Origin of the sequence: Paraburkholderia sp. BR13444, from assembly GCF_040948755.1 — a bacterium.
Classification (GTDB): domain Bacteria; phylum Pseudomonadota; class Gammaproteobacteria; order Burkholderiales; family Burkholderiaceae; genus Paraburkholderia; species Paraburkholderia youngii.
The window spans coordinates 635,479-662,304 of record NZ_JBFPKM010000004.1; the positions used below are offsets into that span (position 1 = coordinate 635,479).

Genomic DNA, 26,826 nt, shown 5'->3' on the forward strand with positions numbered 1-26,826 from the left:
TGTGCATCTGCGCGGCTGCCGTGAGTTGAGGACGGGGAAGACGTCAAATCATGCTAACTTGTGATGGATTGCCTCGATACAGCGATGTAGCCACTGCATCAGTCCATTCTCTGCCATGTGGACCTCTGGAGACACTTGCATCAGGGCTTGTCCTTTTCGTTCGCGTGCCTCGAGCTTTGCAGCGAAAGCGTGTGCGACATCGGCATGTTGTTTAAGGAGATTCATAACGGCGTGGTCTGGTAATTCATAGACGATTACATAGGTCCGTGCGACGAACGTAACCATTGAAGCAACACCCGCGATTGGTCCGCTCTCGCCGAAGTATTCTCGAGGACCAAGACGGACGATGTCGTCGTGGCCACCAGAGTCTTCCGTTGTGGATGCCGCGACGACTCCATACCCGACAATTGAAATGGATTGTGAGCACGTTCCGGCGGCAAGCAGCACTTGTCCGGGTGCGCATTCGCGACGAACCAGAGATTTTGCTAGTTGAATCCGTTGGTCTTTAGAAAGCATCCCGAATATACCGATAGCTTCAACTAGTCGATATGCGAGTGTTCCGCCTGGGATGTCGGCGACTTCGTTCCCATGTTCCAGTGGAACGGTAATCGACTCCAGATGGCGATGAGCTGCGTCATAGAATTTGTTCAGCACCTCTACTTCTGATCGCTCACCCGTTCTGAAAAAGGTGACGTCGTACACGGCTGTTCTTCGACCGATGGAGGTCGTAGCCACGCTCGGCTTAGGATCTTGCGAGATGCCAACACAGGTCTGCAGGGCAAGTTCGAGGGCGTGAACAACTTCAGACGGTCGAAGCTGCGTCGTGGTCTCAAACCTTCCGACTGTTGCGTGAGGACCGAGAGGGAAGCTGCGGTTTACGATTCGCGATTTGGCGATGACACTGTTTGGCACAACGACCATGTCGCGGTTTGCTTTGGCTATGTGGGTCGCGCGCCAGGTAACTTCAACAACTTCACCGTCCGCTATCTCATCTAACGTTACGGAATCTCCGACACGATAGGGAGACGTAGCGTTAATCAACAAACCGGAAAAAAGGTCTGAAAGGGTGCTTTGGAGCGCGAGGCCAAGGACGATGGCTAAAGCGCCAGAGGTGGCCAGGACCCCCTTGAGCGGGATGTCGAATACATCGGCGACAATTGCGATCACTGCTCCAAGATAGAGCAGGGCTGCGATTACGTCCAGCGTGAACCGGTTCTGACGCAGTCGATAGCCAACAACGTAGTAGGCTCGCACTACGGCCATAGTCGTCGCGGCTGCTAACAGCCACCATCCCGTTTCAAGGACTCCGTGAAGAAAGTGAACGGATGGGTCCGAAAATCGATGCGCGGCTTGGGTGGGGACGATGCCATATCGAAGCATCGACACTGTCAGAAGCACGAATAGGGCGCATTTTAGTGCCGCATGCAGGATGGGCTGCCGTCGGCCGGGCGACCAAAGCAGGACCAGTACATTAATCCCGGCTGCTCCGCATGGATAGAGTATCTGGTTCAATGGCTCGTTCACGGTAGTGGGCTCTGACTCAATTGCGATGGGCGTTACCACTCGCTACGGCGGAAATGGCTCGTATGGGCCGACGCCAATGAGCGGAATACCGGAGCCCGTATTTCGCATCTCAGGTTTCATCCCCGTAAATCCGAAGCCGAGAGATTCACCGTTGGTTCCGCCGGCCTGCAATTGCTCTCGCTTTGTCTACGCCAGCGCTCAAAGATGTTGCTCTGGACGGGAACTTTAGGTTGCAAGCGGGCGCGATGCAATAGCACGATGGTGTTAGCAACACCATATCGAATGGAATGAGTGTCGTGTAACACCTAATCCAAAGTGTAGTTGTGACTGTCCTCGGCATACCCTAAGCTGTGTTCGAAGGCCGGCGCTCAAAATGAGGCGCCTGCATGGTGTTTCCATGCTATTGAAGGTGCAGATGCAGGTGCAGGTGCACATTAGCGCTCGAAGCTTGTTCAGCAACGAGGACCGGCACCCGAGCGTGTTTCGTATTGCAGAGACGTGCAATGTCTCGGTCAAGCGCAACGTTATATGCTGACTGGCCAGGCAGTCGAGCCGTAGTTCGGCCCTCGTGGTCATCCAGATGTCCCTGGGTTCCGCGCGACGAATGGGTGATTCGGTGCAATGCGTTAGGCAAAAGACGACCCGGTGAAAGCGTTTAACGATCGAATCCGAATGTCCGTTGAACATTGAGAAGCATCCTGCTGTGCGACTAAGGATCTGACTCGGAGCTGTAGGACGACAGCTATTTTGACTAGATGGAGGGTACTTACTGTGGCTACGAAGAATGGCGGTACGCTATATGTCCTGCAGGCACGTCCACCAGCGATCATCGCTCTGTTGCCGGACGGTTCACACGAGGTCGTTATCGCGAATCTTACGCGCACGCCCGACGGCATCAAGGTCGATGCTGAAAACCGGGTGGTGTACTGGACTAACATGGGAACCGGCATCCATCTGGTCGACAGCGATCCGGCTTCCGGCGCAGTTCCCCCCAATGACGGAACTATCGAAAGCGCGAAGCTCGATGGAAGGGAGCATCGTGTACTGGTGCCTTCTGGTCTGGCCGGGACGCCTAAGGAACTGGCGCTGGACAAGGAGGGCGGTCATCTCTATTGGTGCGATCGCGAAGGCATGCGGGTCATGCGCGCGCGGCTGGACGGTACGGAGGTGACGGAACTCGTCCGCACCGGGAGTTTCCCGGAACATACGGGCGATGCGACCCGCCATTGTGTAGGCATCGCATTGGATAAGGCAAACGGCCATGTCTATTGGACTCAAAAGGGATCGCCGGATGCCGGAGAGGGCCGCATCTTCAGGGCTGGGATTGAGCTGCCGCCTGGTGCGACACCCGATCAGCGCCCGGATGTCGAATGTTTGCTGGCCGATCTGCCCGAGCCGATCGATCTCGACATCGATCACCGCGATGGCGTTCTGTACTGGACTGACCGTGGCGACGATACGCATGACGGAAATACACTAAATCGCGCAAAAATCACGGCGTCCGGACTGGTTGATCACCAGGTGCTCGCCCGCGCGCTGGAGGAAGGCATTGGCGTGTCTCTGGACGCACGAGGGCGCCGCGCATTTGTGACCGATCTGGGCGGCAACGTTCGCGAGCTGAACATCGATACGAAGCAAGAGTCGCGATTCACTACAGTTGCTCATCTGGGTGTGCTGACCGGTATCGATTACGCCGACATCTAAGTCCGATCCCGTGGAGCTGCCCGTGCAGATGGATGAAGCTGCTTGGCGCAGTGTTGCCGGGACTTGCGCCGGGCCTTCGAGATCGTGAAGGCGCGCGTCCCGTGGCGGACCCGAGGCTAGGACTTTGGCGAAGTTGTATTCCACTATCTCAACGGGCATTGAGTGCAAAGCGTGAACGCGGAACAGTCGAGCCGTCATAGTCAATTTGGGAGATGCTGATGTCTATATTGAACAAGAGTCTTACCGGAAGAGTTGCACTAGTTACTGGCGCCGCAAGCGGCATCGGCAAACAGATCGCGTTGACGCTCTCGGCTGCGGGCGCGGCGGTTGCCATCGCCGATTTGAATCAGGGCGGGGCGAACGCCGTGGCCGAAGAAATCAAACAGGCTGGCGGCAAAAGCATTGGTGTGGCGATGGACGTCACGAACGAAGATGCCGTCAATCAGGGATTCGACACGGTGGCTGCGGAATTAGGCGCAGTCGACATCCTGATTTCAAACGCCGGCATCCAGATTGTCAATCCGATCGAAAACTATGCATTTTCCGACTGGAAAAATATGCAGGCGATTCACGTCGACGGTGCGTTCCTGACTACCAAGGCCGCATTGAAGCACATGTACAAGGACGACCGCGGCGGTGTCGTGATCTACATGGGGTCCGTGCACTCGCATGAAGCTTCGCCGCTGAAATCCGCTTATGTGACCGCCAAGCACGCATTGCTCGGCCTCGCGCGCGTTCTTGCGAAGGAAGGGGCGAAACATAACGTACGCTCCCATGTCGTTTGCCCAGGGTTCGTGCGCACGCCGCTCGTCGACAAGCAGATTCCCGAGCAGGCCAAGGAACTCGGCATCAGTGAGGAAGAAGTGGTCAAACGCGTGATGCTCGGCAACACCGTAGACGGCATGTTCACCACGGTAGACGACGTCGCACAGACGGTGCTGTTCCTGTCCGCGTTCTCGAGCGCAGCTTTGACCGGCCAATCGTTCATCGTAAGCCATGGCTGGTATATGCAGTAAGCCCGCAAGGAGAGGCGTCATGGTGCAAAGCAACGTCAGGCGGGTCGGCGTCGGCGCCCCCGGGAATGGGGTGGGTGAGCGTGCCCAAGCGTCGGTGGACGTTGTCGCCAGTCCGCGTATCGAGTTGCCCCAGTACGAGACGATCGCGCTGATGTTACAGGGCGGGGGCGCGCTGGGGGCCTATCAGGCAGGCGTCTATCAGGGCCTTGAAGAAGCAGGTATTCGCCCGAATTGGCTGGCCGGCATTTCGATCGGTGCGTTGAACGCGGCGATCATCGCCGGCAATGCGCCCGAGCACCGGGTGGCACGGCTCTCTGAATTCTGGGAGACGATCTGCCAGCCTGCGTTCGGAATACCCATACCGGCCGCGATCGAGGACACGTTGTTCAACTTGTATGACGGTATGCGCAAGAGCTTTACGGCATTTCAGGCTGCGAGTGCGATCGTCAATGGCCAAAATGGATTTTTCGTACCCAGGTTTCCGCCGCCCGCTTTCCACTCAACCGGGAATCCGCAAACGGCAAGCTTTTACGACACGAGGCCGCTCAAGGCCACGCTCGAGCGGTTGTGCGACCTTGACCGAATCAATTCGGCGGAGGTACGGGTTTCAGTGGGCGCCGTGAACGCCCGCACGGGAAACTTCGCCTATTTCGACAATACCCGCATACCGTTGCGTGCCGAGCATTTCATCGCGTCCGGTGCTTTACCGCCGGGCTTCGCGGCGGTGGAGATCGAGAACGAGTATTACTGGGACGGCGGCCTTATGTCGAACACTCCGCTATACGAGGTTTTGCAAGCGACGCCACGTCGCGACACGCTCGCTTTTCAGGTTGATCTGTGGAGTGCGACCGGGCCGGTGCCGAGCGATCTAAGCGAAGTCATGGGACGCGTCAAAGATGTCCAGTATTCCAGCCGCACCCGTCTCGTGACGGACTTGCTGCAACGAACTCAACATTTTCGGCGCGTGGTGCGGGAGTTGCTCGAGAGGTTGCCCGCGGGAAGCGAAAAGGATCGCTGGTACGAGCTCGCACAGGAAGTATCATGCGACAAGCGCTACAACATCATTCATTTGATCTACCGAGACAAGGAGTACGAAGGCCACTACAAGGACTATCAGTTTGGTATTTCGACAATGCGCGAACATTGGCGAACCGGATTGGCCGATACCAGGAGGACCCTGCAGAATCGGGATTGGTTGGATATGCCGATCAACGACCTCAGCTTTGTTACGCACGATATCCATCGGGACGATTGATGCCATCGTCCGGTGCAGATGCCAAGCTTTTCATGAGACAACATGCAACATGTTTTACGGCGACCCGCAGGCCTTACTTACCCAGAAGATGCGGGCGATCAAGGAAGTGGTCGTCTAAATTCAGGAACTCGATCCGTTCTTTCTGAGGAGTTGGGACTTGCCTTGCCCGAAATTGTAAAGTTCGACATGCCACCCTCTGCGGTTACCCGACATGTTGCCTTGCTGGAATCACATCTGACCATACACTTGCTCAATTGGAACATTGCACCCAAAGTGTTATTACGGCTGCGCTGGGCTTCTCTTAACTTGCTGTGTAGGTGAAAGCCTTGCTATGAATTTCGAGGAAAGCAGCCGGCTTAATCAGTTCTAGAGACTCGCCCAATGCGTCGTGGCGCGCCGCTGCGCCAGCAAGCCTGCTTCCGCGAGCACGACTCCGCCGGTGCAGATTGCGCCTATGCGCCTCGCGCTGATGCACGCTTTACGCAGGAACGCAACTATAGTGTCAGCGAGCGGAGAACTCAGCGGATCAATAACCCCGCCGACGATCCACGCCTCTACGTCAACGTGCCCGTGCAATGATCGTGGCGAGCGTGCGGCCGTGTCGCGAGGAGCATATACACAGATATAGGCGCACGCTGTGCCGTTATGAGACGCTGGGGACATCGCCCGGTGGATCATTTGCACGGCAGCAGGTTCACGCTGACTCGGCGGTATTGGTGAGTGGGTTGATTGGCGATGCGAGGCATACCATCAGCCCTTCGGGCTCTTCGTAAAATCGGGCGCACGTTTCTCGAGAAAGGCCGAGAACGCCTCCTTGGCCTCTGCTGAACTCACCTGTGCAAAAAACGTCTGGTTTTCACTCTTCACAGCCTCCTGGAGCTGCTGAAGCGCAGCCTGCTTGATGAGTCGTTTGGTAGCGAGCAACGCGCTGCCCGGTTTTGCCGCGAGCTTATGTGCTGTTGCAGTAGCGGTCTCGAGTAGATCGCCGTCGGGCAGCACGCGAGTCGCGAGGCCCAGTTCCACTGCTCGCGACGCAGTGAAAGGCTCCCCGAGCAGAAACAGGTCCGCTGCCCCTAGATGTCCTACGCGCGCTGGTATCGAAAAGCTCGACCCGAATTCCGGCACCAGCGCAAGGTTGATGAACGGCAACTGGAACTTCGCACTTTCGCCCGCGTAGACGAAATCGCAGTGGGTCAGCATCGTGGTTCCGCCGCCGATCGCCGCGCCTTGCACGGCCGCCACGATGGGTTTTTCGAACCGGATGAGCGCCGAGATCAGGCGGCCCTGCGGAAAGTCACCCAGCCGGGGCGGATGCTTGAGAAAATCTCCGACGTCGTTGCCTGCGCAGAAAGACTCGCCCACGCCTTGCCAGAGCACGACGCGGACTTCTTCGTCTTCGGCAGCCTCGTTGAAGATGTCCGCGAGATTCGTGTACATGGCTCCGGTCATGGCATTCTTCTTCTCGGGGCGATTGAATGCGACCCGCAGGACGCTGCCGGTACGCTCGGTGATGATGTCGCTCATGCTTGCTCCTTTCTCTCTGTGCTTCGTGTGTCAGGCGGCGTGTTCCTTCATGCTCGCCACCGCGCCGCTCGCGCGCAGGCCTTCGACGTCGTTTGCATCGAAGCCCAGCTCGCGGAGGATGTCGTCGGTATGCTCGCCAAGATCGGGTGCGCGTCGCGCCGGCACTTTGTCGACGCCATGAACCCGAATCGGATTGCTGATCGTCGAGGTCAATTTGCCGCCGGCGCCCTCGAGCGGAACGATGACATCGTTAGCGCGCAGCTGCGGGTCGTCGATCACCTCTTGCGGTCCGCGCACGGCGCCGTACGTGACGTGAAGATTGCTGAATGCCTCGTGCCAGTGCGCCATCGGCTGCGCGCCGAAAACCTCGTCCAGGATGGCCGTAAGTTGCGGCATGTTCGCCGCCACCTTCGCCGGATCTGCGAACCTTGCATCAGTCAGCAGATCCGGGCGTCCGATTGCTTTCGCGACGGCCGCCAACTTGTCGTGCATCACCACCAGGACGAACCAGGTGCCGTCTGAGGCGCGGTACACGTTGAGCGCCGCATTCGCGGGATGCGTGCGATCGTGCGGTGCTGGAAACGTCGCGCCGGCCAGGGCGGCCTGGATCGCAACGCTGGCCGACCAGACGCCTGAGGCAAGGAGCGAAGTCGTGACGTAAGAGCCTTTGCCCGTGCGCTCTCGGCGGTAAAGCGCGGTGACGATCGCCGAATAGATTCCAACTGCCGTCGCATTGTCGCCGCTTCCGGCCACCGGCCAGGTTGGTGGCGCGCCGGCGTCACGCGTCATCGACAACAGGCCGCTACGCGCCCAGAACGCAGTAAGATCGAATCCAGGCAGATCGGCATCCGGGCCGCTTTCGCCAAAGCCGGTGATATCCGCATAGATCAGTCGCGGGTTCCAGCGCGCCAGATCGTCGTACTCGAGATTCAACTTCTTGCGCGCCGGATGTGGCGTATTGACGGTGAACACATCAGCCCATGTGACAAGCCGCTGGAGAACTTGCTGGGCGCTGGGCGACCTCAGGTCGAGCGCGATGCCGCGTTTATTACGATTGGCGAGATGCCACTGATACGGCTCATCTGCCATCGGTTGTGACGGGATCTGGTGCCCGTGTCGCCAGGCGTCACCGCTCGGGGGTTCGACCTTGATCACATCGGCGCCGAAGTCCGACAGCATGACGGCGGCGCCGGGCGCCGCGATAAAGCTCGAAAAGTCGACCACCTTCAGTCCGGAAAAAATATTGTCGCTTGCCATTGGGTCACTCCTAAATCGTGTTGTCTGCTTCACCGTCCCACGAACTGCGGGGCCCGCTTTTCGAGGAAGGCGGAAGTGCCTTCCTTCTTGTCATCTGTCCCGGCGCACAGCCCGAAGTAGGAGGCTTCGAGAGCGAGACCTTCGCTCTGGTTCGCGTCCAGGCCCTTGTTCACCGCTTCGAGCGATAGCCTCACCGCGACAGGAGCGTTCGAGGCGATCATCTTCAGAATGGCTTCAGCGCGTCCAATGAGATCGGCCGCGGGAACCACCTCGTTGACGAGCCCGATGCGCCATGCTTCCTGCGCACTGATGAGCTCCGCGGACAGAATGAGCTGCAGCGCGCGGCCTTTCCCGACGAGGCGCGGCAGCCGCTGCGTGCCGCCTCCGCCTGGAAGCAGCCCGAGCTTTACCTCGGGCTGTCCGAGCTTCGCGTGCTCCACGGCGATGCGGAGGGTGCACGCCATTGCCGTCTCGCAGCCGCCGCCGAGCGCAAAGCCATTGATTGCCGCGACCACCGGTTTGCCGAGGTTCTCGATCAGGTCGAGCACGGCTTGCCCAAAACGGCTCGACTGCTCCGCTTCGATCGCGCTCGCGTGCGCAAGCTCACTGATGTCCGCGCCGGCGATGAACGCCTTATCGCCCGCGCCGGTGAGAATGACGCCGCGCACGACGGTGTCCTCGCGTGCATCCTCGAAAGCCGTTCGCAGATCCTTCCATGTCTGCGTGCTCAGGGCATTGAGGACCTTGGGACGGTTGACGGTCACGTATGCGATCCCATTGCGCTTTTCGTACAGAACGTTCGCGAGCGTGACGACTTTCGCCTGCGGATCATCGGGCACTACTACTACGGGTGAAGCTGGGGCTGTCACTGTTGTCGATGACATGCTGTCTGTTGCAGCGCTAGACATTTTGCGACTCCTGTTGCTATGACTAGAAAGCCGGAAGAATGACGTGTCAGTCGGGTGAGCAATCCGGAAGGTTGTGCCTGGGCTCACGCGACCGGAGCGAGTTATTTCGTCTGCTTCGAACCGCCAACCTTGCGGCGTAGCTCGAGCAGACCGAGCAGAACCTCATCACGCTGCGCCTCCAGCTCTTCGATGGAGCGCGATCCGGCCTCAACGTGGACGCTGTGTACGAGCTTCTTTTGAACCTCAGGACTCAGGACCGGCTCGCCGAGCGTCTTCCACCACGCCGTCATCGGGCCGCTGAACTGCTGGAAGAAGTGCTCGATGCCGCCAGGGCCCCCGCCAAGATGGTTGAGCATCATGTTGCCCATCACGCCCCAGCGCAGGCCCGGCCCCCAGCACAGGGCGGTGTCGACGTCGGCAGCGCTTACTACGCCCTCGGCGACGAGGTAGTACACCTCGCGCGCCAATGCGGCCTGCAGCCGATTCGCGACGTGGCCCGGCATCTCCTTGTTGACCCGCACCGTACGCTGCCCGATCGCCGTATAAAAATCCGCTGCGCGCTGGATCGTCGCTTCCGAGGTCTTCGAGCCGCCGACGATCTCGACCAGCGGGATCAGATGGGGCGGGTTGAAGGGATGGGCGATGACGCAGCGTTCGGGATGCGCCGCAGCCCCCTTCTGGATTTCGCTCATGGTGAGCCCCGATGAACTCGAAGCAACGATCACGTCGGCAGGCAACAGCTCGTCGAGTTGCCCATAGAGCTTCTGCTTGAAATCGATCCGCTCGGGTCCGTTTTCCTGGACCAGGTCCGCGCTCACGAGTGCTTGTTCGAGCACGGGCGTGAATGTGAGGTTCGTGAGCGATGCTTCGGGCGAAAGGCCCAATCTCGTGAGCGCTGGCCACGCGGACTCCACGAATTTATTCAATGACGCTTCCGCATTCGGTGCTATGTCCGTCGCCACGACATGCAATCCTTTGGCGAGAAACAGCGCGGCCCAGCTCGCGCCAATCACGCCTGTGCCGATGATGGCGACGCGGCGAATGGGCTTGGTGTCAGTCATGTGATTTCTCCGATGTACGGGTCAGACTTCGGCGTAGGCAACGCCGGTGAGGTTGCCCTGGGCGTAGAGAAAGTTGCGCAGATTGCTGCCATCGAGTTGCGCTGAATAGACCGATCCTCCCAGGTCCGTGACGAACATTCGGCTACCAGCAACGTCGAGCGTGATACCGATCCCTTCCAGCAGATGCGTGATGACGATCTCGGGCGTCGCCGCTTCGTCGGCCGGGGCGCGATTAACTGTGTTTCCGCGCGGGGGATCGCCGCGGTCCGTCCAATAGAGGACGCGGTTCTCCTCGTCGAACTCGAGATCGATCGGTTCCGGCAGATGGTCGAACAGCACTTCGATGTCGGAGCGGGTGGCCGGATCTTCGCCACTCGGGATCTCCAGATCCGCGCGGAGGATGCGGCCCTGGTCGCCGTTGTCAGGGCCCTTTTGTGTCCAATAGAGCTTTTGGTGCACGCGATCGACAGCGACTCCGACGCACCATCGGTTCTGATCGTGGCGGTCGTTGTCGCCGCGCCCGGTCTCGACCAGTGTTTCGATATCAGAGCCGTCGCAGTTGACGCGCATCACGCGCATGCCTTCGCGGTCGCACCAATAAAGTTTTCCACCGTCGCGGTCGAGCTGGAGCTGCTTTGGCGTATGCGTGAGGCCTTGGGGGACGATGACCACGCGGTTGTTGCCGTCGAGGTCGGCGCGCTCGATCGATCCGTCATTGGCGCTCAGAGCGTGACCCATGTTGGTCCAGTAAATGTGGCCGGCGTGCGCGTCCACTGCAATGCCATCGGGGAGGTGGCAGTCCGTGACGATCGTCTTGCGGTCGGATCCATCTGGATTCATCGAGTAAATCGAGTTGCTGCTCAATTCGAGGAGAAACAATCGTCCCGAGCAAACCGTGTCCTGAGAAACGCTGCTTGAATTGGTGTGAGTCGTAGTCATGTGCCATCCTTAACGTTTTGCCGGAGGTGATGTGAACGCAGAACATCGGGCAGAGAGCGAGCGCCACAGGTATCGGTATTTTCGCTCGCCGAGGCGCGCGATGCGCCCGTGACGTTGAGCGACTGGCCGGGGTTTGAACGACGCCGGTGTCGGGGGCGTTGTTCATGGACATCAATCTATGTGGTGATCGGCATCGACTCAATTGCACGATGGTGTAACGACACCATCGTGTCGGTGGGAAGGCTTGTCGTTCGATCCTGCGCCCAAGGTGTAATTGCGGACGTCCTACTGCATATCCTATTTTGCGAAAGTACCGATGAGTCTCATTGGGGGAACCGCTATTGCCAACCAGTGCATTGTCGTCGGCACAGGTTAATCGAAATCGTTCTTCGTTTATTGAGTGATTGCTATGAAAAAGCCAACTCGTATCGTTATCGTAGGTGGCGGAATCGCCGGGATTCTGCTTGCAACCAGGCTCGGCGACCGGTTAGGCCGGTCGGGTGAAGCAGGCGTGACTTTGATCGACAGAAGCCCGACGCATATCTGGAAACCGATGCTGCACACGATTGCGGCAGGTACACGCGATGTGAATCAGCAGCGTGTGATCTATCTTTCCCATGCGCGCGAACACAGCTTCATGTATCAGCCGGGAGAAATGTGCGGACTGGACCGACAGCGACGTGAAGTTCAACTTGCCGCAATCGAGACGCACGACGGCGGCTTGATGCTCGAGCGGAGAACAGTTCCATACGATGTGCTGCTGCTGTCCATAGGCAGCCGCGCGAACGACTTCGGCGTGCCTGGAGTCCTCGAGCATTGCCATCTTATTGACAGTCAACAGCAGGCAGAGACATTCAACGTCGCATTGCGCGAGCATTCTCTTCGTTCCGTGGTCAAGGATGAGGAGCTCAGGATTGCGATCGTGGGCGCTGGTGCTACCGGGGTCGAGTTATCGGCCGAGCTCAGTCATCTTTTCGAGCTCGCGGCCAGCTACGGCGATCCTGCGATTAGAGACAGGCTGCGCTTGACGCTTCTGGAGGCCGGACCACGCGTGCTTCCCGCATTCCCTGCGGAGATCTCGTCAGCCAGCCAGCAACGGCTCGAGAGAATTGGCTTTCGCGTTCTGACCTCGACTGGAGTCTCCGCTGTGAAACCGGGAGGCTTTGTGTACGGAGACGCCAAGCTTGCCGAAGCGGATTTGATGGTATGGGCGGCAGGCGTGAAGGCTCCCGATTTCATGAACCGGCTTGCTGGCCTCGAGACCAACCGGTCGAACCAGATCGTGGTGTCGGGCACGCTGCAGGCCTTAGGCGACGAGAATATTTTCGTGCTCGGCGATTGCGCTTCGCTCACGCCGCAAAGTGCGCAGCGACCGCTGCCTCCCACTGCGCAGGTGGCCACTCAGCAGGCCGAGTACCTGGCGCGCCATTTGCCGGAATGGATCCTTCACGACAAGCCTCTTCCTCGCTTCGTATTCCGGGACTTCGGATCGCTCGTCTCATTGAGCGAGTACGACTCGTTCGGCACGCTGGGTCGTTTTGGATTGTTTCCTGGGGGGATCATTCGGGGCAAGCTTGCCCAGCTCAGTCACGCGATGTTGTACCGACGCCATCAGCAGGCGCTGCACGGTTTTCGCCGGGCAACTCTGCTCTGGACCGCGGAGCAAATCAACGGATTGGCTCAACCGGCGATTCGACTCGCTTGACACGCTTTCGCGGTCCAGCAGCTGTTCATGTTCGCCGCTCTTTGGAGCGGCATGGTACTTTCCGATGCGAGCGACTTGAGAACGACGCTGCAGCGCAGCGTCGCTAATGAGGAAGAGAGTCGGAATTACATGCGACGTGCGGATTCCGTTGAGTTGAAGCCAACGCCGCGACTTGAATAGCCAAACGCTTCAACAGAGATCATCGCCGATGCATTTGCTGGAGCGGGGCGTTCAGCGGGGCGAAAGACGGCATCGCCGCGGCGGATTGCACGCCGCGACACGACGCACACGCCCGGCGCTCTCGCATGGCGAAGACGCCAGCGCTGCTCCCCATAGTGACATCGTCCGGGCTCCACCCAGCGAATGATGAGTGTGGTCTCGGACTGTTCGAGAATTTCGACCTGGACTCGTGCGTCGTCTAACGCAGCGTACTCTGACGTTTTCACTGGCGGCTCCTGGAATGGGGCTTTTTCGCTGGAATCGCGTGCTGTCACGCGTGGGGCGTCTCGATAACCTTGCCGCGGAAGATCGCATACTGGTGCAGGTTGTAGCCGATCATCACCGGGAACACGAGGCCGATTCCGATCAACATGAACGCGAGGGTCAGGGTGTCCGACGCGGCTTGCAAGATCGTGAGCCTGCCCGGAATGAAGTAGGGGTAGAGGCTAATCGCAAGGCCCGCGAACGACACGATGAAAAGCGTTATCGCCGCCCCGAAGGGCCCGCGGGCGCGTCCGCGATAGAGCGACGCCATGAGCCAGCCGTACGAGAGGACGGCGAGTACGCCGAGCACCGCAAGCGGGGCGAACACCCCGGGCTCGGACCAGCGGGCCTGGACCGCCACGCTGTCGAACCAGGTCGCCGCGGTGAGCACGATCGCGGCCGCGACGGTGAACTGTGCGCTCAACAGGGCCAGCCGGCGGGCCCTACGTTCGAGCAGACCCACCGCCTTCCTGGCGAGCCACGTCGCGCCGAGCAGGCTGTAGCCGCTGACGACCCCGATGGCTGTTACCGTGATGAACGCCGTGCTGGACCCGCCAGGCACGAACCCCGTGATCACCTTGCCGAGTACGATGCCCTGCGAGATGGCCGCGACGAGGCTGCCCGCGCCGAACACGACGTCCCATAGGCTTCCGTGCTGCGCACTATGGCGGAATTCGATGGCTGCACCCCGCATGATCAGCCCGGCTATCATCGCCATGACGGGCAGATAGAGGGCTTGCATCAAGGCCGCGTAGGCAGCCGGGAACGCGCCGAACAGGGCGCCCCCGACCACGACCAGCCATGTCTCGTTCGCATCCCACACGTGACCGATGGTTTGAACCATCACGTCCCGGTCTCCGCGATTTCTGCTCAGCAGAGTCAGCATACCGACACCAAGGTCGAATCCATCGGTCACGACGTAGAAGGCCAGCATCAGGCCGATCAGGCCGAACCACGTGAGGGCCAGCAGGGAATGAGTGGTGCTTTCCATCGAACGATCTCCCTTGAGTTTGAGAAGGAAGTTTCAGTATTCGGCCGCCATCGTTTGGGGCGTGATGCTCGTGGTCGTGGGCGGTGTGGCAGCGAGATCGGGACCGTTCTTCAGCCAACGCCGCGCGAGTAAGAAGAAGCTGATGAGTAACACGACGTCGAACACGAAGAACATCGCCATGCTGGCCGTTACCGAGGACGCGGGCACGGCGGACACGGCTTGACTCGTTCGCAGCAGTCCGTAGACGACCCATGGCTGACGTCCCACCTCGCGTACGATCCATCCGGCCTCGACGGCAACGTAAGGCAGCGGGATGCACAGTACCCATGCGAGCAGGAGCTTGCGCTGCGCGAGGAGGCGCTGGAGGTTGCCGCGCGCTTTGTGCAGCGCATACGCGCTCCAGAGCGCGAGCAGCATGAACGCGAAGCCGATGCCGGCCATCACCCGGAACGCGTAGTAGAGGAGCGGCAGCATCGGCGGTTGGTCGGCGCGCGGGAAGTCCGTGAGCCCCGAGACCCGTCCGTGCAGCGAGTGCGTGCCGAGAATGCTCAGGAGTCCCGGCACTTCGATCGACCAGTCATTACGCTGCTTTTGCTGATCGGGCCATGCAACGAGCGACCATGCGGCGCCTGTGCCCGGCTTGTTGGTCTGCCAGTGCCCTTCGATGGCGGCACCTTTCGCGGGTTGAGTCGCGAACACGCTGGTGCCGCTGGAGTCTCCCAGCCAGACCTGAAGCGGTGCAACGACGACGAGCACGCCCAGTGCGATCTTGAAGGAACGCGCAAAGAACTCAGGGTGCCTCCGGCGGAACAGGTGGTATGCCGAGATGCCTGCGATCACAAACATCCCGGTTTCGATCGCGGCTGTCCACATGTGAGAGACGGCCCATACCATGTCGGGGTTGAAGATGGCCGCTGCATAGTCCGTGATGACGAGCTTGCCGTTGACGACGGTGATACCGGCGGGCGTCTGCATCCACGAATTGGCGACCATGATCCAGAATACGGAAATGCTGGATCCGAGCGCGACCATCGCCGTGGCAAAGACGTGGACGCCACGTGACACACGTCCCCAGCCGAGCATCATCACGCCGATGAATCCGGCTTCGAGCATGAACGCCATTGCGCCTTCAAAGCCGAGAATATTGCCGACGAACTGGCCACTGAACCGTGCGAAGCCGGACCAGTTGGTGCCGAACTGAAATTCCAGCGGAATCCCAGTCACCACGCCCACCGCGAAATTGAGCGCGAGCAGCTTGCTCCAGTGGCGGGCGTGCCGGTAGTACATCACGTCGCCGGTGCGAATCCACAGTACTTCGATCAGCAGCAGAAATGCCGACAGACTGACAGTGAGGATAGGCCACACGATGTGGAAGATCGTGGTCATCGCGAACTGCGCGCGCGAGAGTTGGAGTACGTCAGTGAGCATGATGACCGTCCCATTGCGGTGTGTGATTGGCTACGTTCGAGCGACGTCAGCGCTGGGAGACGTTGCCCGTATAGAGCAACTTTAGGCCGTTGATGTTGCGCGGCTCAATTGCACGAAGGTATAACGATACCGAGGCGCCGAGGAAAGAAGGTCACCGAGACCTGCTACCAAAGTGTAGTTGCGACTGTGGCCGGCGAGGCCTAAATTGGTTCGCAGCCTATACTTTCTTCGCGAATGCCAGCGAGATGGCGGTCAGATCGGCTCGCTATACAAGGTCTTTGTCTTGGGACCTGTCTGGATGGTGCTTGCGGCGCCCCTTCATCATGAAAAGCGAAATCTTCACCGCCATTGCAGCGCGCCTTTGTAGCGCTTACATCACAGGCCAGGTGCGACGCATCATCCAGATCGCGACGAGCGCCAGACAGTGGGCTGCCGTTGCCGGCGGCCCTATGACACCGGCCGGTTACGCGATTCTCGCGTTCGTGGTCGGGGCCATGCTTCTGGCCGCGATACTGACGACCTGTTGGGCGCGTGTTGGACTTGGCAGCGTATTCCGGGTGGGCTGCTGGTTTTCGTGAAGCCGGAGCGGCTTCGTGATTTTCGCCAATGTCGGACGTGCCGCGGCCGCATCGGACCTAGGCATCGTCTTGCGTGCGGACGTGGCGCGCTGCCTCCTGAACCGCGTGCACGAACGCGGCTGTGACCATACTCGTCACCAATACGCCCTGCACTCCGATCAGTATCGAATCGATCCGACCCACGATGGTCGTGGGCACCACGTCGCCGTAGCCGATCGTGAGCGCCGTGATTATGCAAAAGTAGAGGACTTTCCCAAACGAGGATGGCGTTTCGCTTGCCGTTTCGATTGGACCGCCGGCGTAGTACATCACCGCCGAAAGCACAAGAAACAACACAAATAACGCTGCAAGCGGCGCATGGAGGTACCACAGAGTCCTCGCAAATTCTTCGAACACATGGCCAGCCTTCAGTGGGGCGGGCGGGGAACGCCCACGATTCTTATCCATGGATCATCTCCAACAGTCTTCGTACACCAGGCGAGGTTAGGCCCGCGGCGGAGCGGGGAGCCATTGCACGATGGTGTTAGTCACACCTTCGGATCCCAGCAAATACGTGTCTTGCACCCCAAGGTGTAATTGCGGCTGCGTTGGGGACGCCCTAGATTGGTTCGCAAGCCGCCACTCCAAACGAGCCCGCTTTTTCATGCACTGGCATGGCTCGTTTGTAGCATCGGCCGTTTGCCCCCGAGGACCTGGAGCTGAGCAATGAATCGTAACCGCCACCAATCAGGCACTGAATACTGCGCACAACGTGCAGCCGCCTATACATCGACCGACGTCGCGCTCGGCGACTCGAATGACGAACCCGCTCTCGGTGCCCACCTGATCACGAAACGCCACGGCTACGAACATCACGGCATTTATGTCGGTAGCGGCAGGGTCATTCACTACGCGGGTTTCGTGAAGTCCGTGCGTCGCGGCCCCATTGAGGAAGTCCCGCTCGATCAGTTCGCCGATGGTCACGCCGTTGATGTGCGCCAGTGTCCGTTGCCGAAGTATTCCGGCGTCCAAACCGTGCTGCGCGCCCGCTCGCGGCTCGGCGAAGATCGGTATCGCCTGCTGACGAACAATTGCGAGCACTTCTGCGCATGGTGTCTGGATGGTGAAAGCCGCAGCGAACAGGTCCATGCCTTCCTCAAACATCCGGGCGCAGGCGTCCACGCGCTGCTGTGTCTAGTGAGCGCCCTCATCGGCATCCGGATCAAAGCCGGTCACGCAGCGGTTACCGCGGCATGAATTCCTTGAGTTGAGTTTGATACAGACAATGGCGCGAAGGAGGCCACCATGAGCCGGACCAAAATGACTCTGCACTGGGCCGTCGAGAAATGGCTCGCGCCTACGCTCGCGATGCGCGCGCATGTCGTGCGGGTTCGCGGCACTGGCATGCATCGGCGCTGCGTGTGCGTCGAAACGGTGCTTTCCGGCGGTCTGCTGTCGATTTTCTTCTTCCGTCACGACGATGGATCGTGGAATGTATATCCGCCAGCGCCAGCGCGGCCTGCCATGTCCGGGTGGAGGGCTGTGTGATGAACCACGGCTTTGGCAATTTGACGAAGCGCGTTCCCGGCGCGCACTACGTGTCGGGAGTCTCGGTGGATGCCGACGATCTCGCGCCCAGATCGGAGCGCCTGCTCAAGGTATCAATCATTGTGGTCTGTTGCTGGACACTGATTGAGGCACCGCTCGAACTGAGTGGGTCGATTGATTCAATCTCACTGCTCGCTGTGGTGGCGTCGAAGGTACTGGTTTGCCTCATTGGTTTCGCTGCCATTGTCGACCTGCTCTGGACCCGTCACGTCTTCGCATTCATTTGCGCCGCAAGTGTATTTGCCGTAGCACCGGCGTTACCTCTCGAGTACACGCACAGCATTGCCCTTGCTCTCGTCTCGACGGTCGAATGCCTCGGTAAAGGCGCATGTGTTGTCGCGTTCGCTCTGGCGGCGTGGAACGGAGACAGTGTCAGCGAACGTTTGAGCGAAGGCCGCCCTACGGCCAACGACCCGCAATGAGCCGCTCGAGTGTCGTTAGTCTGGCATTGCTGACAATGCCCGCTGTGTTGCTCAGCGGTTGCGCATTTGCGCCATCGATTCCGCTGTTGGGTGCAGCCTTTCCGGACTGGTTGTTCTGCATTCTCGGCGGCATCACGGGGACTATTCTCGTCCACCTCGCATTGAGCCGGAGCGGTGCGATCCTGGCGCTCGCACCGCTCGCCGTCAGCTATCCGGCGCTGAGTGCGCTGCTCGCGATGGCCGCCTGGTTGGCGTTTTTTCACCGTTGACGTGGGCCAAAATGACTGACGACGCTCGCGCCGCGCGGCACATGAAGAAGCTTCCTGCCGCTGCGATTGTGCTGATTGCCATCGGCTTGCTGGTCGTGGTTCTGTGGCGGCTCGATCACGCACCGTCCACCGACGACGCGTATGTGTACGCGGACACGATCAGCGTCGTTCCTGAAGTCAGCGGCCGGATCATCGAGCTCCCCGTACGCGACAATCAGGCCGTCAAGCAAGGCGATCTGCTACTGCGTATCGACCCGCGCCCCTATCAGGCTGCGCTGGATCAGGCGCGCGCACGGCTCGACACGCTCAACAACCAGATCGTTTTGACGCAGCGTTCGGTCCATGCGCAGGAATACAACGCGGATTCCGTGCAGGCGGCCGTCGAGCGGGCCCGCGCAGTGGCAAACCAGGCCGCGGACACACTGCGCCGCACTGAACCCTTGCTCGCGCAGGGCTATGTATCCGCCGAGGAAGTCGATCGCGCACGTACCGCGCAGCGCTCCGCGCAGGCGGAGCTCAATGCCGCGATGCGCGAGGCGCAGCAGGCTAGTGCCGCGGTTAGCGGCGTCGATGCGCTGGTCGCGCAGCGCGCGGAAGTCCGGGCGCAGATTGCCATTGCCGAACTGAATCTCGAGTTCACGGAGGTGCACGCGCCTTTCGACGGTCGGGTCGTCTCGCTGCGCACGACGGTCGGGCAATTCGCATCGGCACTGAAGCCTGTTTTTACGTTGATCGATACGCGGCATTGGTATGTCGTCGCCAACTTTCGGGAAACTGAGTTGAAGGGCGTCCATGCAGGGACGCCTTCGACCGTGTACCTGATGAGCGACACCGCCAGACGTTTCACTGGCGTGGTCGATTCGGTCGGCTATGGCGTGCTGCCAGACGATGGCGGCGTAGTGGAACAGGGTCTTCCGAGCGTGCAGCGCACCATCAACTGGGTGCATGTATCGCAGCGCTTCCCGGTCAAGATCGCCGTGCGCAATCCCGATCCCGAGCTGTTCCGCATCGGTACTTCGGCGGTCGCAACGCTCAACCGCGGCGACGCGGCGACATCCAGGCGTTGAGGGCCACGTGATGGCGACAGCCGACGTACATTCATCGGGCTTGCGGCAATTCTCCCGCTTTCTCGTCGATGAGAACCGCGCTCAACCGGGGCGTGCAAACGTGATGCTGCGCTGCGTATTCGCGTGCGCGATCGTCATTACGATATCCATGACGTTACAGGTGCCGTTTCTCGCGCTGTCGTTGCTCGTCGTGTTTTATGTCACACAGTCGAACGTGGTGATGACGCGTCTGGTCGGCGTCGTGTTCGTGGTCGGTGTGACCGTGGCCATCGGTAGTGCGATTCTTGTGCTGAAGCTGACGTTCGATTACCCGTTGCTGAGAATCCTGCTGTCGGCAGGACTGTTCTTCGTTAGCGCTTATCTGATGCGGGTGGCAAAAATCGGTGCTGCTTTCTTTGTCGTCGGCATCGTGGTGATCTATGTCCAGTCGTTCGTGGACCTGACCGATCACGCCGAGGCGCTCATACGGATTGTGCTATGGGTGTGGGTCGCTGTGAACTACGCGATTGCGATCACGCTGCTGATCAACACGTTATGTCTGCCTGCGGAGCCTGTAGAGCAACTCGAAGACGCCATGCTTGGGCAACTTGCGGTAACGCGCTCGGCTCTCGCGCACCTCGAGCGTGGCGAGCGCGGTGTTGTAGAACTCAACGCGCGAGCAATACAAGACGGAACTCTGACGCTGCAACGTCTGCTGCGGTTCGCGACGATGCGGGACGCCAATTACCGGCGCCGGCAGGCGTTTCATCTGGCGCGTGTCGCAACGGTGTCGCGGTTGTATGCGGCGGCGGCTCATTTGCCCGAAAGCATGGCGAATATCCCGGCTGGCGTCCTGCATGCACTGGGCGGCGCATGCGAGCGTTTCGCCCACGCCATTCGCACGGGGGAGCGCTTCACCGTGCCGGAGCGGCTCACGAACATTGTGGACCTCGGCATGCCAGGTGCGGTTGAGGAGATGCGGGAAGCGTTTCTCGCATTTGCCAGCAGATCGGCGGCGCCCGATTCGATGGAAACGGAACAGGAAAAACAGCGCTTTCTTGTCCCTGATGCGTTCTCGAACCCGGTCTATCTGCAGTTCGCGTTGAAAACACTACTAGCGGCGATGGTCGGCTACCTCTTTTACCTGGCGACCGGTTGGCAGGGCATACACACGATCATGCTGTCGTCGCTGATCGTCGCGCAGCCAAGTCTCGGCGCGACGAGTCAGCGCGGGAACCTGCGGATTGGCGGTGCGGCGCTCGGCAGCGCGATCGCGCTCGCGATGGTGGTATGGGTGGTGCCGCGCCTCGACGGCATTGTCGGCCTGCTGCTGATGTCGTTGCCGGTGATTGCGCTGGGTGCATGGATCAGCGCGGGATCGGAGCGGATCAGCTATGCGGGCACCCAAGTCATGTTCACGTTCGGGCTGGCCTTGCTCGGTCAGTTCGCACCGACGACGAATCTCACCGAGATCAGGGACCGGATAGTCGGCATTCTGCTGGGGGTGGCGATATCGACCGTCGTGCATGCATCGATATGGCCCGAAGCGGAAGGCGAGGCGCTGCGTCAACGTGTCGGCGCTCTGCTGCGCAAGCTTGCCGCCAGTTTGCGACAGCAGGAAGACGCAATCTCGGCGCCCAATGCGCTTTGGGCTGAACTTGCAGATTGTGAGGCGATGGCCGCTCGCGTCGCGCTGGAGCCTGGCTGGCAAATGGGCGAAGGGCAGCGGGAAGGTTTTCAGCACCATGTCCAGACGGTGCTTGCGCAGACCCGCGAAATCCTGCTTGCGGCGGGCGCTTTCGAAGCGGAGCGCCGGTCGCAGCCGAATGGGGAGGGTAGTGCGCAGCGCGCCGCAGCGATCTGGGCAACGACGGTCGCGGTAGCGCTGGAAGGCTACGCAAGCAACTTGACCGGGGGCCAGCAGTCAGTGCACGCACCGGCTCCGGTTTTCTCCGATGACGAAGCGTTGTTGCTCACGGATGCAGCGAAGCGTGCGTACGATCGATTGACTGCACGGGCGACGCGTCTGATGGGACTGGTGTCGACCCTGCCGGCATGGCGCGATCATCAGTTCTTCGACAACGGAATCGCGACATGAACACAGCAATCGCGACCGGCTCTTCTGATCCGCTAGCGTATCGTTTGCTGCGCAAAGGCGTAGTGGCCGTATTGGCGTGCACATTGTCGGCCTGCGCGCTGATCCGGCACGATACAAAACCTTATGCCGTAATCGCCCCGGAACAAATCCGCATTAGCGGCGACATTCATCTCGAACCAGGCGATTGGCCAGCCAGGCAATGGTGGAGCGCTTACGGCGATCCGCAACTCAATTCGCTGATCGCGCGGGCACTTACCAGCTCGCCGACGATCGTGATCGCGCATACGCGCGTCGCGCAGGCGAAATCGGATATCGATCTGGTGCGCGCGGGGACGAATCTGCAGGTTACGGCGCTCGCTGCGCTCGACCGTCAGCGGGTGTCGTCGAACGGCTTCCTCGGGGCCTATTCGACGAACGAACCTGCGATCGGTGCGACGGGGCCGTGGTACACGGAGGGCATCGTTGGGCTCGGCGCGAGCCTGGACATCGACATCTGGGGCGAGCAGCGCGCGCAAGTTGAAGCTGCGATCGGCGTGCACAACGCGCGGCTGGCGGAACTCGCCGCCATTGAACTTGAGATGTCGACCGACGTCGCGCAGATTTACTACGGCATCCAGACGACGTATCGACTGATCGATCTGCTCTCGCACCTGCAGGATGTCGCGGCGTTCGATGTGGATGCACACGCGACACGTGCCGCACGAGGCCTGGAGCCCGTCACCCAGACCGAGCTGGCGCGTGCGCAACTGTTGGCGACGCAAAGGCAGCTTGTGGCGGCGCGCGCCAGCGTCACGCAATTGCGCGAATCGCTGCGTGCGTTGCTTGGCGCAGGTCCGGACGATCTTTCCGACATCAGGCCCGTCGCGTTGCCGCTGCAGCAGTCCGCATTGCCGCCGACACTGTCATACGAACTGCTTGCTCGTCGTCCGGACCTGCAAGCGCTGCGTTGGTATGTGCAGTCTTCGTTCGACCGTATCGACGCCGCGAAGGCCGCGTTTTATCCGCGCTTCGACATCAAGGCGTTTTTTGGCCTCAATGCGCTGCACCTTGCGGACCTCTTTACACATGCCAGTCAGCAGATCAATCTGATTCCCGGTCTGTATCTGCCGATCTTCGACGGCGGCCGGCTCAACGCCAACCTGAGCGGCGCGCGCACGGCGAGCAACACACTCATCGCGCATTACAACGAGGCCGTGCTGAACGCCGTGCGCGACGTAGCCGCAACGGGTAGCAGACTTCAGGACCTCGATCAGGAAGCCGTGCTGCAGGCAGAGAAAATCGACGCGGTGTCGTTCGCCGAGGCCAGTGCGCAGGCTCAGTATGAAAGGGGCGTTGCGAGCCGACTGACGGCAATGGACGCTCGCCAGGCAGTGTTGCTCGAACGCATCTCCATGCTGGAGCTCGACGGGCAGCGCCTGAGTCAGGCGATTGCGCTGTCGAAAGCGCTCGGAGGAGGCTATCGCGACGACGCACCTGTTGAATTGCGGGTAAGGTGACTTAGCCTTCACGCCCGTGCGTGCTCTGGGTTAGTCGTCCCGCGATGTTGACGAGTTCGGGGAGCGAGCGCGCGTCCATCTTTCGCATCACGTGTCGGCGGTGCACCTTCACTGTGATCTCGCTGATGCCCAGTTCGGCTCCGACCTGTTTGTTCAGCAGGCCGGATACCACTAACGCCATGACCTCCCGCTCGCGTCGACTGAGTGAGGCGTAGCGATCACGGATCGACTGCATCCCGGCTTCTTCGGTCAACGCCACGCGGCTGCGCTCGAGCGCGTGCCGGATGGCGTCGAGCAGCACCTGGTCGTCGAACGGCTTGGTGAGAAATTCGGCCGCTCCCGCTTTCATCGCTCGCACCGTCATCGGCACGTCGCCGTAGCCGGTGATGAAGATGATCGGCATATCGGTACGTTCGGAAGCAATCAGATTTTGCAGGTCGAGGCCGCTGAGATCGGGCAGGCTGACATCCAGCACCAGACAGTTCGGGACCATCGCGCGCGTGCGTCCGAGAAAGTCCTGGGCGCAAGCAAAGGTCTCTGCCCTTAGACCAGCAAAGCGAATCATGGCTTCGAGCGACTCACGCACCGAGACATCGTCATCGACGACGAGGACGACCGGCGTGGCTTGCGCCGACGACGATTTCGAGGCGGCTTCAACTGCACGAGCGGGTATCATTTTGAACTCCATTCACAGGCCCCGGGGTGAATCATTCGACCTTGAGCGCGGCCTTGATCGCCCCCAGAAGGGCGGTGTCGCTGAAGGGTTTGAGCAGACAATCGACGGCACCTTGTTCGAGCATGCGCGGGCGCAGCACTTCGTCCCCATGCGCCGTGATGAAGACGATCGGAATGGCTTCCCGGCGCCGCTTGAGCTCGTGCTGCAGCTCGTCGCCGGACATGCCTGGCATGGCGACGTCGACGATCAGGCAGCGCACTTCGCCGGCGCATCCGGAGGCCAGAAATTCTTCTGCCGAGCCAAATGCCCGGGTTGCGAAGCCGAACATATGCAGCAGGTCGGGCAGCGATTCGCGCACCGACTCGTCATCGTCGACCACCGCGATAAGCGGGCGCTCTGTCATCACAGATTCCTTTAGGGTCGCTCCGCGTCCGCGCGCGCGGACTGTCCTGTGGGCGCGGACCGCTCGGCGGCGGACACGCTGTCCGCCCGACACGGAATGGAGAAAGTAAATGTGGCGCCGCGGTCTTTGTTCGGGGAGGCCCACAAGCGGCCGTCGAGGCTTTCGATGATGCAACGGCTCACGAACAGGCCGATGCCCATGCCTTCCCGCTTGGTCGTAAAAAGCGGATCGAAAAGCTTACCGGCAAGCTGCGGGTCGATGCCTACACCCGAATCGGTCACAGAGAGCCGCACATGGTCGCTATCGTCGGGCTCGATGCTCACCAATATCTGCCGTGGCCGGTCGTCGACGCCATTCATCGCCTCCACGGCGTTGACAAGCAGGTTGAGCACCACCTGCTGGAGCTGGATCTTTTCCCCGGTGACAGGCGGCAGATCGTCGGCCGTCTTCAGATGCAGCACGATCCGCTTGTTGCGAATCTCGCCTTGCAGCAGATCAATCACCTCCCGAGTCGCTTCGACCAGATCGACTGTATCGATCGTGATGGTTTTGTTGCTGAACAGCGCGCGCAGGCGTTTCATCACCTCGGATGCGCGGTGCCCGTCGCGGATCGTGCGTCGTACCGTCTCGAGCGCGCCTTCCACATTGGGCGGTTCGGCACTCAGCATGCGCAGACCGGTGTTTGCGTTGGTCACGATGCCAGTCAGCGGCTGGTTGATCTCGTGCGCGATCGAGGCCGTCAACGCGCCTTGACTGTTGACCCGGCTCAGATGGGCCAATTCGGCGCGCAACGCGAGAAGCGCATCTTCGGACGCCCGACGCTCCGTCATGTCCTGCGCGGCGCCGATGTAGTCCAGCGAGCCTTGCGGGTCGCGCGTGGCGTGCGCCTGTATGTGAATGTGCCTGACCGGGCCGTTGGACAGCAGCAGGCGGATTTCGAACTCCAGATCTTTGCCATCTCGCGCCCGCTCGATCATTTCGTCAAGTAGATGGCGGTCGCCAGGGTGGAAGCGGGAGGCGATCGTGTCTATCGTAATCGGCACCCCCGGTTCGATCCCGAAGATGCGATAAAGCTGATCTGACCATGTGAACGCGCCGGTTTCAAGGTGCCAGCAGAAGCTTCCGCTCGAACTGAGCTGCTCCACTTTGGCCATCAGCGCCGCGCTTTGGCGTAAGCGCTCATCCGCCTCCTGACGCGCAGCGATGCTATGTGCCCGCTCGATGGCGATGCTCGCGATGTGCGTGAACTGTGCGATCAGTTCGCGCTGGATAGGCGTGGGATCGCCGGGAGCGGACCGAAACACCGTGAACGTTCCCAGCACTTCGTCGGTACGCGACAGGATCGGCGTCGCCCAGCAGGAACGCAATCCATGTGCGAGGCTGCGCTCGCGCCACGCCTTGGTCCAGCGCGCGTCCGACGCGACATCGGGCACGATCACCTGCGCCTTGAGGGACACCGCCATGCCCAGCGGGCCGGAGTCATAGAAGGTGGCACGCGCACCGGCACGAGGGAGGAAACGCTTCGGCAGACCGGGAGACCCCAGATGAATGCACCCGGTGTCGTGTGTCTCCCGAAAGGTGACCATGCAGACGCAGTCGGTCGCGATCTCTTCGACCAGTCGGCATAGGTCGTAGAGAACGTTCGGCAAAGGCTGCCCTGTCGCGACCATCTCCAGCAGGCGATTTTCGCCCTCGAGCAGCGCCTCGGCACGCTTGCGATCATCGATATCTGTCTGAAGGAAATACCAGAGAGCGATTCGGCCCTCGTTATCGCGCAATGGAAAGCCTTGCACGCGGAACCATCGGTAGACGCCATCGGCACGGCGATGGCGCGACTCCGCATCATAGGGCTCGCCGGTGACGATCGACGCACGGAATCGGGCGATCACCGCCGCCCGGTCATCGGGGTGGGTCAGGCCGTTGGTCTTCCACCCCCGCAACTCTTCGAGGGTCGAGCCGGAAGATTCCAGCGTATGACGGTTGGCATGGAAAACGTCACCGTCGGGCGAAAAAAGAATGACGCGGGTGGGGAGGCCATCGACGATCAGCTCGAAGCGCTGTTCTTGCGCGCGCAGCGCAGCTTCGGTTTGCTTACGGTCCTCTATGTCCGAGTTGATTCCGCACCACTTTACGGCTTGACCGCCAGCATCGGTAATCGGACCGGCTCGGCATGCGAACCAGCGATACGTGCCATCGAAGCGACGCATGCGCGCTTCCGCCTCGCCCGGTTCGCCGGAGGCGAGGACGGCTCGCCAGGCTTCGATTAGCCCCGGCTGATCATCCGGATGGAACGCCGTCTGCCAGCCTTCGCCCGACGCTTGCTCGACGGAAAGCCCCGTATATTCGCACCAGCGTCGATTGACGAACTCGATGCGGCCGTCAGGAAAGGCCGTCCAGACCAACCCAGGGAGCGCATCCACAGTACGACTGAGTTCGTTTTCCATCGCGACCCCGTT

The 26,826-nt window shown here is 60.5% G+C and carries 25 protein-coding genes and 1 pseudogene; 12 read left to right on the forward strand and 14 right to left on the reverse strand.

All coding sequences use genetic code 11. The features are described 5' to 3' along the window. Positions 1-48: 48 nt before the first annotated feature. Entirely contained in the window at positions 49-1,524 is a 1,476-nt protein-coding gene (locus tag AB3X95_RS15520; RefSeq protein WP_368621773.1) for a mechanosensitive ion channel family protein, read from the reverse strand. A 771-nt stretch (positions 1,525-2,295) separates the two neighbouring features. Here AB3X95_RS15520 and AB3X95_RS15525 point away from each other — a divergent pair. The 3 genes from AB3X95_RS15525 to AB3X95_RS15535 all read left to right on the forward strand — a co-directional run bounded on the left by AB3X95_RS15525 (position 2,296) and on the right by AB3X95_RS15535 (position 5,499). Further along, positions 2,296-3,228 carry a hypothetical protein gene (locus tag AB3X95_RS15525; RefSeq protein WP_176368126.1) on the forward strand — a complete coding sequence of 311 codons (933 nt, stop codon included), beginning with the start codon at positions 2,296-2,298 and terminating at the stop codon, positions 3,226-3,228. 218 nt (positions 3,229-3,446) lie between these two features. Continuing rightward, positions 3,447-4,244, forward strand: a complete 798-nt coding sequence (locus AB3X95_RS15530) for a 3-hydroxybutyrate dehydrogenase (RefSeq protein WP_176120403.1) — start codon at positions 3,447-3,449, stop codon at positions 4,242-4,244. Between the two features lie 19 nt (positions 4,245-4,263). Beyond that, the gene (locus AB3X95_RS15535) at positions 4,264-5,499 is read left to right on the forward strand and encodes a DUF3734 domain-containing protein (protein WP_368621774.1); all 1,236 of its coding nucleotides are present in this window, start codon (positions 4,264-4,266) and stop codon (positions 5,497-5,499) included. Positions 5,500-5,874: 375 nt separating this feature from the next. Here AB3X95_RS15535 and AB3X95_RS15540 read toward each other — a convergent pair. The 6 genes and pseudogenes from AB3X95_RS15540 to AB3X95_RS15565 all read right to left on the reverse strand — a co-directional run. Then, positions 5,875-6,081, reverse strand: a pseudogene (locus AB3X95_RS15540) (DJ-1/PfpI family protein); the annotation flags it as partial. Between the two features lie 168 nt (positions 6,082-6,249). Further along, positions 6,250-7,023 (reverse strand): enoyl-CoA hydratase, encoded by a 774-nt coding sequence (locus AB3X95_RS15545; RefSeq protein ID WP_368621775.1) that lies wholly within the window; start codon positions 7,021-7,023, stop codon positions 6,250-6,252. Between the two features lie 30 nt (positions 7,024-7,053). Continuing rightward, entirely contained in the window at positions 7,054-8,280 is a 1,227-nt protein-coding gene (locus AB3X95_RS15550; RefSeq protein WP_368621776.1) for a CaiB/BaiF CoA transferase family protein, read from the reverse strand. Positions 8,281-8,309: 29 nt separating this feature from the next. After that, positions 8,310-9,188 carry an enoyl-CoA hydratase-related protein gene (locus AB3X95_RS15555; protein ID WP_368621777.1) on the reverse strand — a complete coding sequence of 293 codons (879 nt, stop codon included), beginning with the start codon at positions 9,186-9,188 and terminating at the stop codon, positions 8,310-8,312. A gap of 101 nt (positions 9,189-9,289) precedes the next feature. Next, positions 9,290-10,249, reverse strand: a complete 960-nt coding sequence (locus AB3X95_RS15560) for a 3-hydroxyacyl-CoA dehydrogenase NAD-binding domain-containing protein (protein WP_368621778.1) — start codon at positions 10,247-10,249, stop codon at positions 9,290-9,292. A 21-nt stretch (positions 10,250-10,270) separates the two neighbouring features. Beyond that, positions 10,271-11,188, reverse strand: a complete 918-nt coding sequence (locus AB3X95_RS15565) for a 3-hydroxyacyl-CoA dehydrogenase (protein WP_368621779.1) — start codon at positions 11,186-11,188, stop codon at positions 10,271-10,273. 409 nt (positions 11,189-11,597) lie between these two features. On the opposite strand from AB3X95_RS15565, the gene AB3X95_RS15570 reads away from it, so the two are divergent. Then, on the forward strand, positions 11,598-12,893 hold the full coding sequence (locus tag AB3X95_RS15570; RefSeq protein WP_176368132.1) for an NAD(P)/FAD-dependent oxidoreductase: 1,296 nt from the start codon (positions 11,598-11,600) through the stop codon (positions 12,891-12,893). 125 nt (positions 12,894-13,018) lie between these two features. On the opposite strand, the gene AB3X95_RS15575 is transcribed toward AB3X95_RS15570, so the two are convergent. The 3 genes from AB3X95_RS15575 to AB3X95_RS15585 are packed head-to-tail and all read right to left on the reverse strand — an operon-like array spanning position 13,019 to position 15,795. Then, positions 13,019-13,339: a DUF3331 domain-containing protein gene (locus AB3X95_RS15575; RefSeq protein WP_368621780.1), complete on the reverse strand. Its 321-nt coding sequence runs from the start codon at positions 13,337-13,339 to the stop codon at positions 13,019-13,021. A 44-nt stretch (positions 13,340-13,383) separates the two neighbouring features. Next, positions 13,384-14,367, reverse strand: coding sequence for a cytochrome d ubiquinol oxidase subunit II (locus AB3X95_RS15580; protein ID WP_368621781.1), 984 nt, complete (start codon positions 14,365-14,367; stop codon positions 13,384-13,386). Positions 14,368-14,400: 33 nt separating this feature from the next. Beyond that, positions 14,401-15,795 carry a cytochrome ubiquinol oxidase subunit I gene (locus tag AB3X95_RS15585; RefSeq protein WP_368621782.1) on the reverse strand — a complete coding sequence of 465 codons (1,395 nt, stop codon included), beginning with the start codon at positions 15,793-15,795 and terminating at the stop codon, positions 14,401-14,403. Between the two features lie 323 nt (positions 15,796-16,118). Here AB3X95_RS15585 and AB3X95_RS15590 point away from each other — a divergent pair, with 323 nt between their 5' ends. Then, positions 16,119-16,373 (forward strand): hypothetical protein, encoded by a 255-nt coding sequence (locus AB3X95_RS15590; RefSeq protein ID WP_176120413.1) that lies wholly within the window; start codon positions 16,119-16,121, stop codon positions 16,371-16,373. Between the two features lie 57 nt (positions 16,374-16,430). Here the strand turns inward: AB3X95_RS15590 and AB3X95_RS15595 are convergent, their stop codons facing one another. After that, entirely contained in the window at positions 16,431-16,820 is a 390-nt protein-coding gene (locus tag AB3X95_RS15595) for a potassium channel family protein (protein ID WP_368621783.1), read from the reverse strand. 258 nt (positions 16,821-17,078) lie between these two features. Between AB3X95_RS15595 and AB3X95_RS15600 the strand changes: the two genes are divergently transcribed. Genes AB3X95_RS15600 through AB3X95_RS15630 form a run of 7 tightly spaced genes read left to right on the forward strand, consistent with a single transcriptional unit; the run spans position 17,079 to position 23,291 of the window. Next, positions 17,079-17,609 (forward strand): lecithin retinol acyltransferase family protein, encoded by a 531-nt coding sequence (locus tag AB3X95_RS15600; RefSeq protein ID WP_368621784.1) that lies wholly within the window; start codon positions 17,079-17,081, stop codon positions 17,607-17,609. 48 nt (positions 17,610-17,657) lie between these two features. Beyond that, positions 17,658-17,900 (forward strand): hypothetical protein, encoded by a 243-nt coding sequence (locus AB3X95_RS15605; protein WP_368621785.1) that lies wholly within the window; start codon positions 17,658-17,660, stop codon positions 17,898-17,900. After that, the gene (locus tag AB3X95_RS15610; protein WP_368621786.1) at positions 17,900-18,382 is read left to right on the forward strand and encodes a hypothetical protein; all 483 of its coding nucleotides are present in this window, start codon (positions 17,900-17,902) and stop codon (positions 18,380-18,382) included. The genes AB3X95_RS15605 and AB3X95_RS15610 overlap by 1 nt, the downstream gene beginning before the upstream one ends. After that, the gene (locus AB3X95_RS15615) at positions 18,379-18,651 is read left to right on the forward strand and encodes a YtcA family lipoprotein (protein ID WP_368621787.1); all 273 of its coding nucleotides are present in this window, start codon (positions 18,379-18,381) and stop codon (positions 18,649-18,651) included. Before AB3X95_RS15610 ends, AB3X95_RS15615 begins: the two co-directional genes overlap by 4 nt. Positions 18,652-18,662: 11 nt before the next feature. After that, positions 18,663-19,718, forward strand: a complete 1,056-nt coding sequence (gene mdtN / locus AB3X95_RS15620) for a multidrug transporter subunit MdtN (RefSeq protein WP_368621788.1) — start codon at positions 18,663-18,665, stop codon at positions 19,716-19,718. Positions 19,719-19,728: 10 nt separating this feature from the next. Then, positions 19,729-21,795 (forward strand): FUSC family protein, encoded by a 2,067-nt coding sequence (locus AB3X95_RS15625; protein WP_368621789.1) that lies wholly within the window; start codon positions 19,729-19,731, stop codon positions 21,793-21,795. Continuing rightward, complete coding sequence (locus tag AB3X95_RS15630) at positions 21,792-23,291, forward strand: MdtP family multidrug efflux transporter outer membrane subunit (RefSeq protein ID WP_368621790.1); 1,500 nt, start codon at positions 21,792-21,794, stop codon at positions 23,289-23,291. Before AB3X95_RS15625 ends, AB3X95_RS15630 begins: the two co-directional genes overlap by 4 nt. Before the next feature lies 1 nt (position 23,292). On the opposite strand, the gene AB3X95_RS15635 is transcribed toward AB3X95_RS15630, so the two are convergent. Genes AB3X95_RS15635 through AB3X95_RS15645 form a run of 3 tightly spaced genes read right to left on the reverse strand, consistent with a single transcriptional unit; the run spans position 23,293 to position 26,814 of the window. Continuing rightward, the gene (locus AB3X95_RS15635) at positions 23,293-23,967 is read right to left on the reverse strand and encodes a response regulator transcription factor (RefSeq protein ID WP_368621833.1); all 675 of its coding nucleotides are present in this window, start codon (positions 23,965-23,967) and stop codon (positions 23,293-23,295) included. Between the two features lie 31 nt (positions 23,968-23,998). After that, positions 23,999-24,370, reverse strand: coding sequence for a response regulator (locus AB3X95_RS15640; protein WP_368621791.1), 372 nt, complete (start codon positions 24,368-24,370; stop codon positions 23,999-24,001). Between the two features lie 11 nt (positions 24,371-24,381). Then, on the reverse strand, positions 24,382-26,814 hold the full coding sequence (locus tag AB3X95_RS15645) for a PAS domain-containing protein (RefSeq protein WP_368621792.1): 2,433 nt from the start codon (positions 26,812-26,814) through the stop codon (positions 24,382-24,384). Between the last annotated feature and the right edge of the window lie 12 nt (positions 26,815-26,826).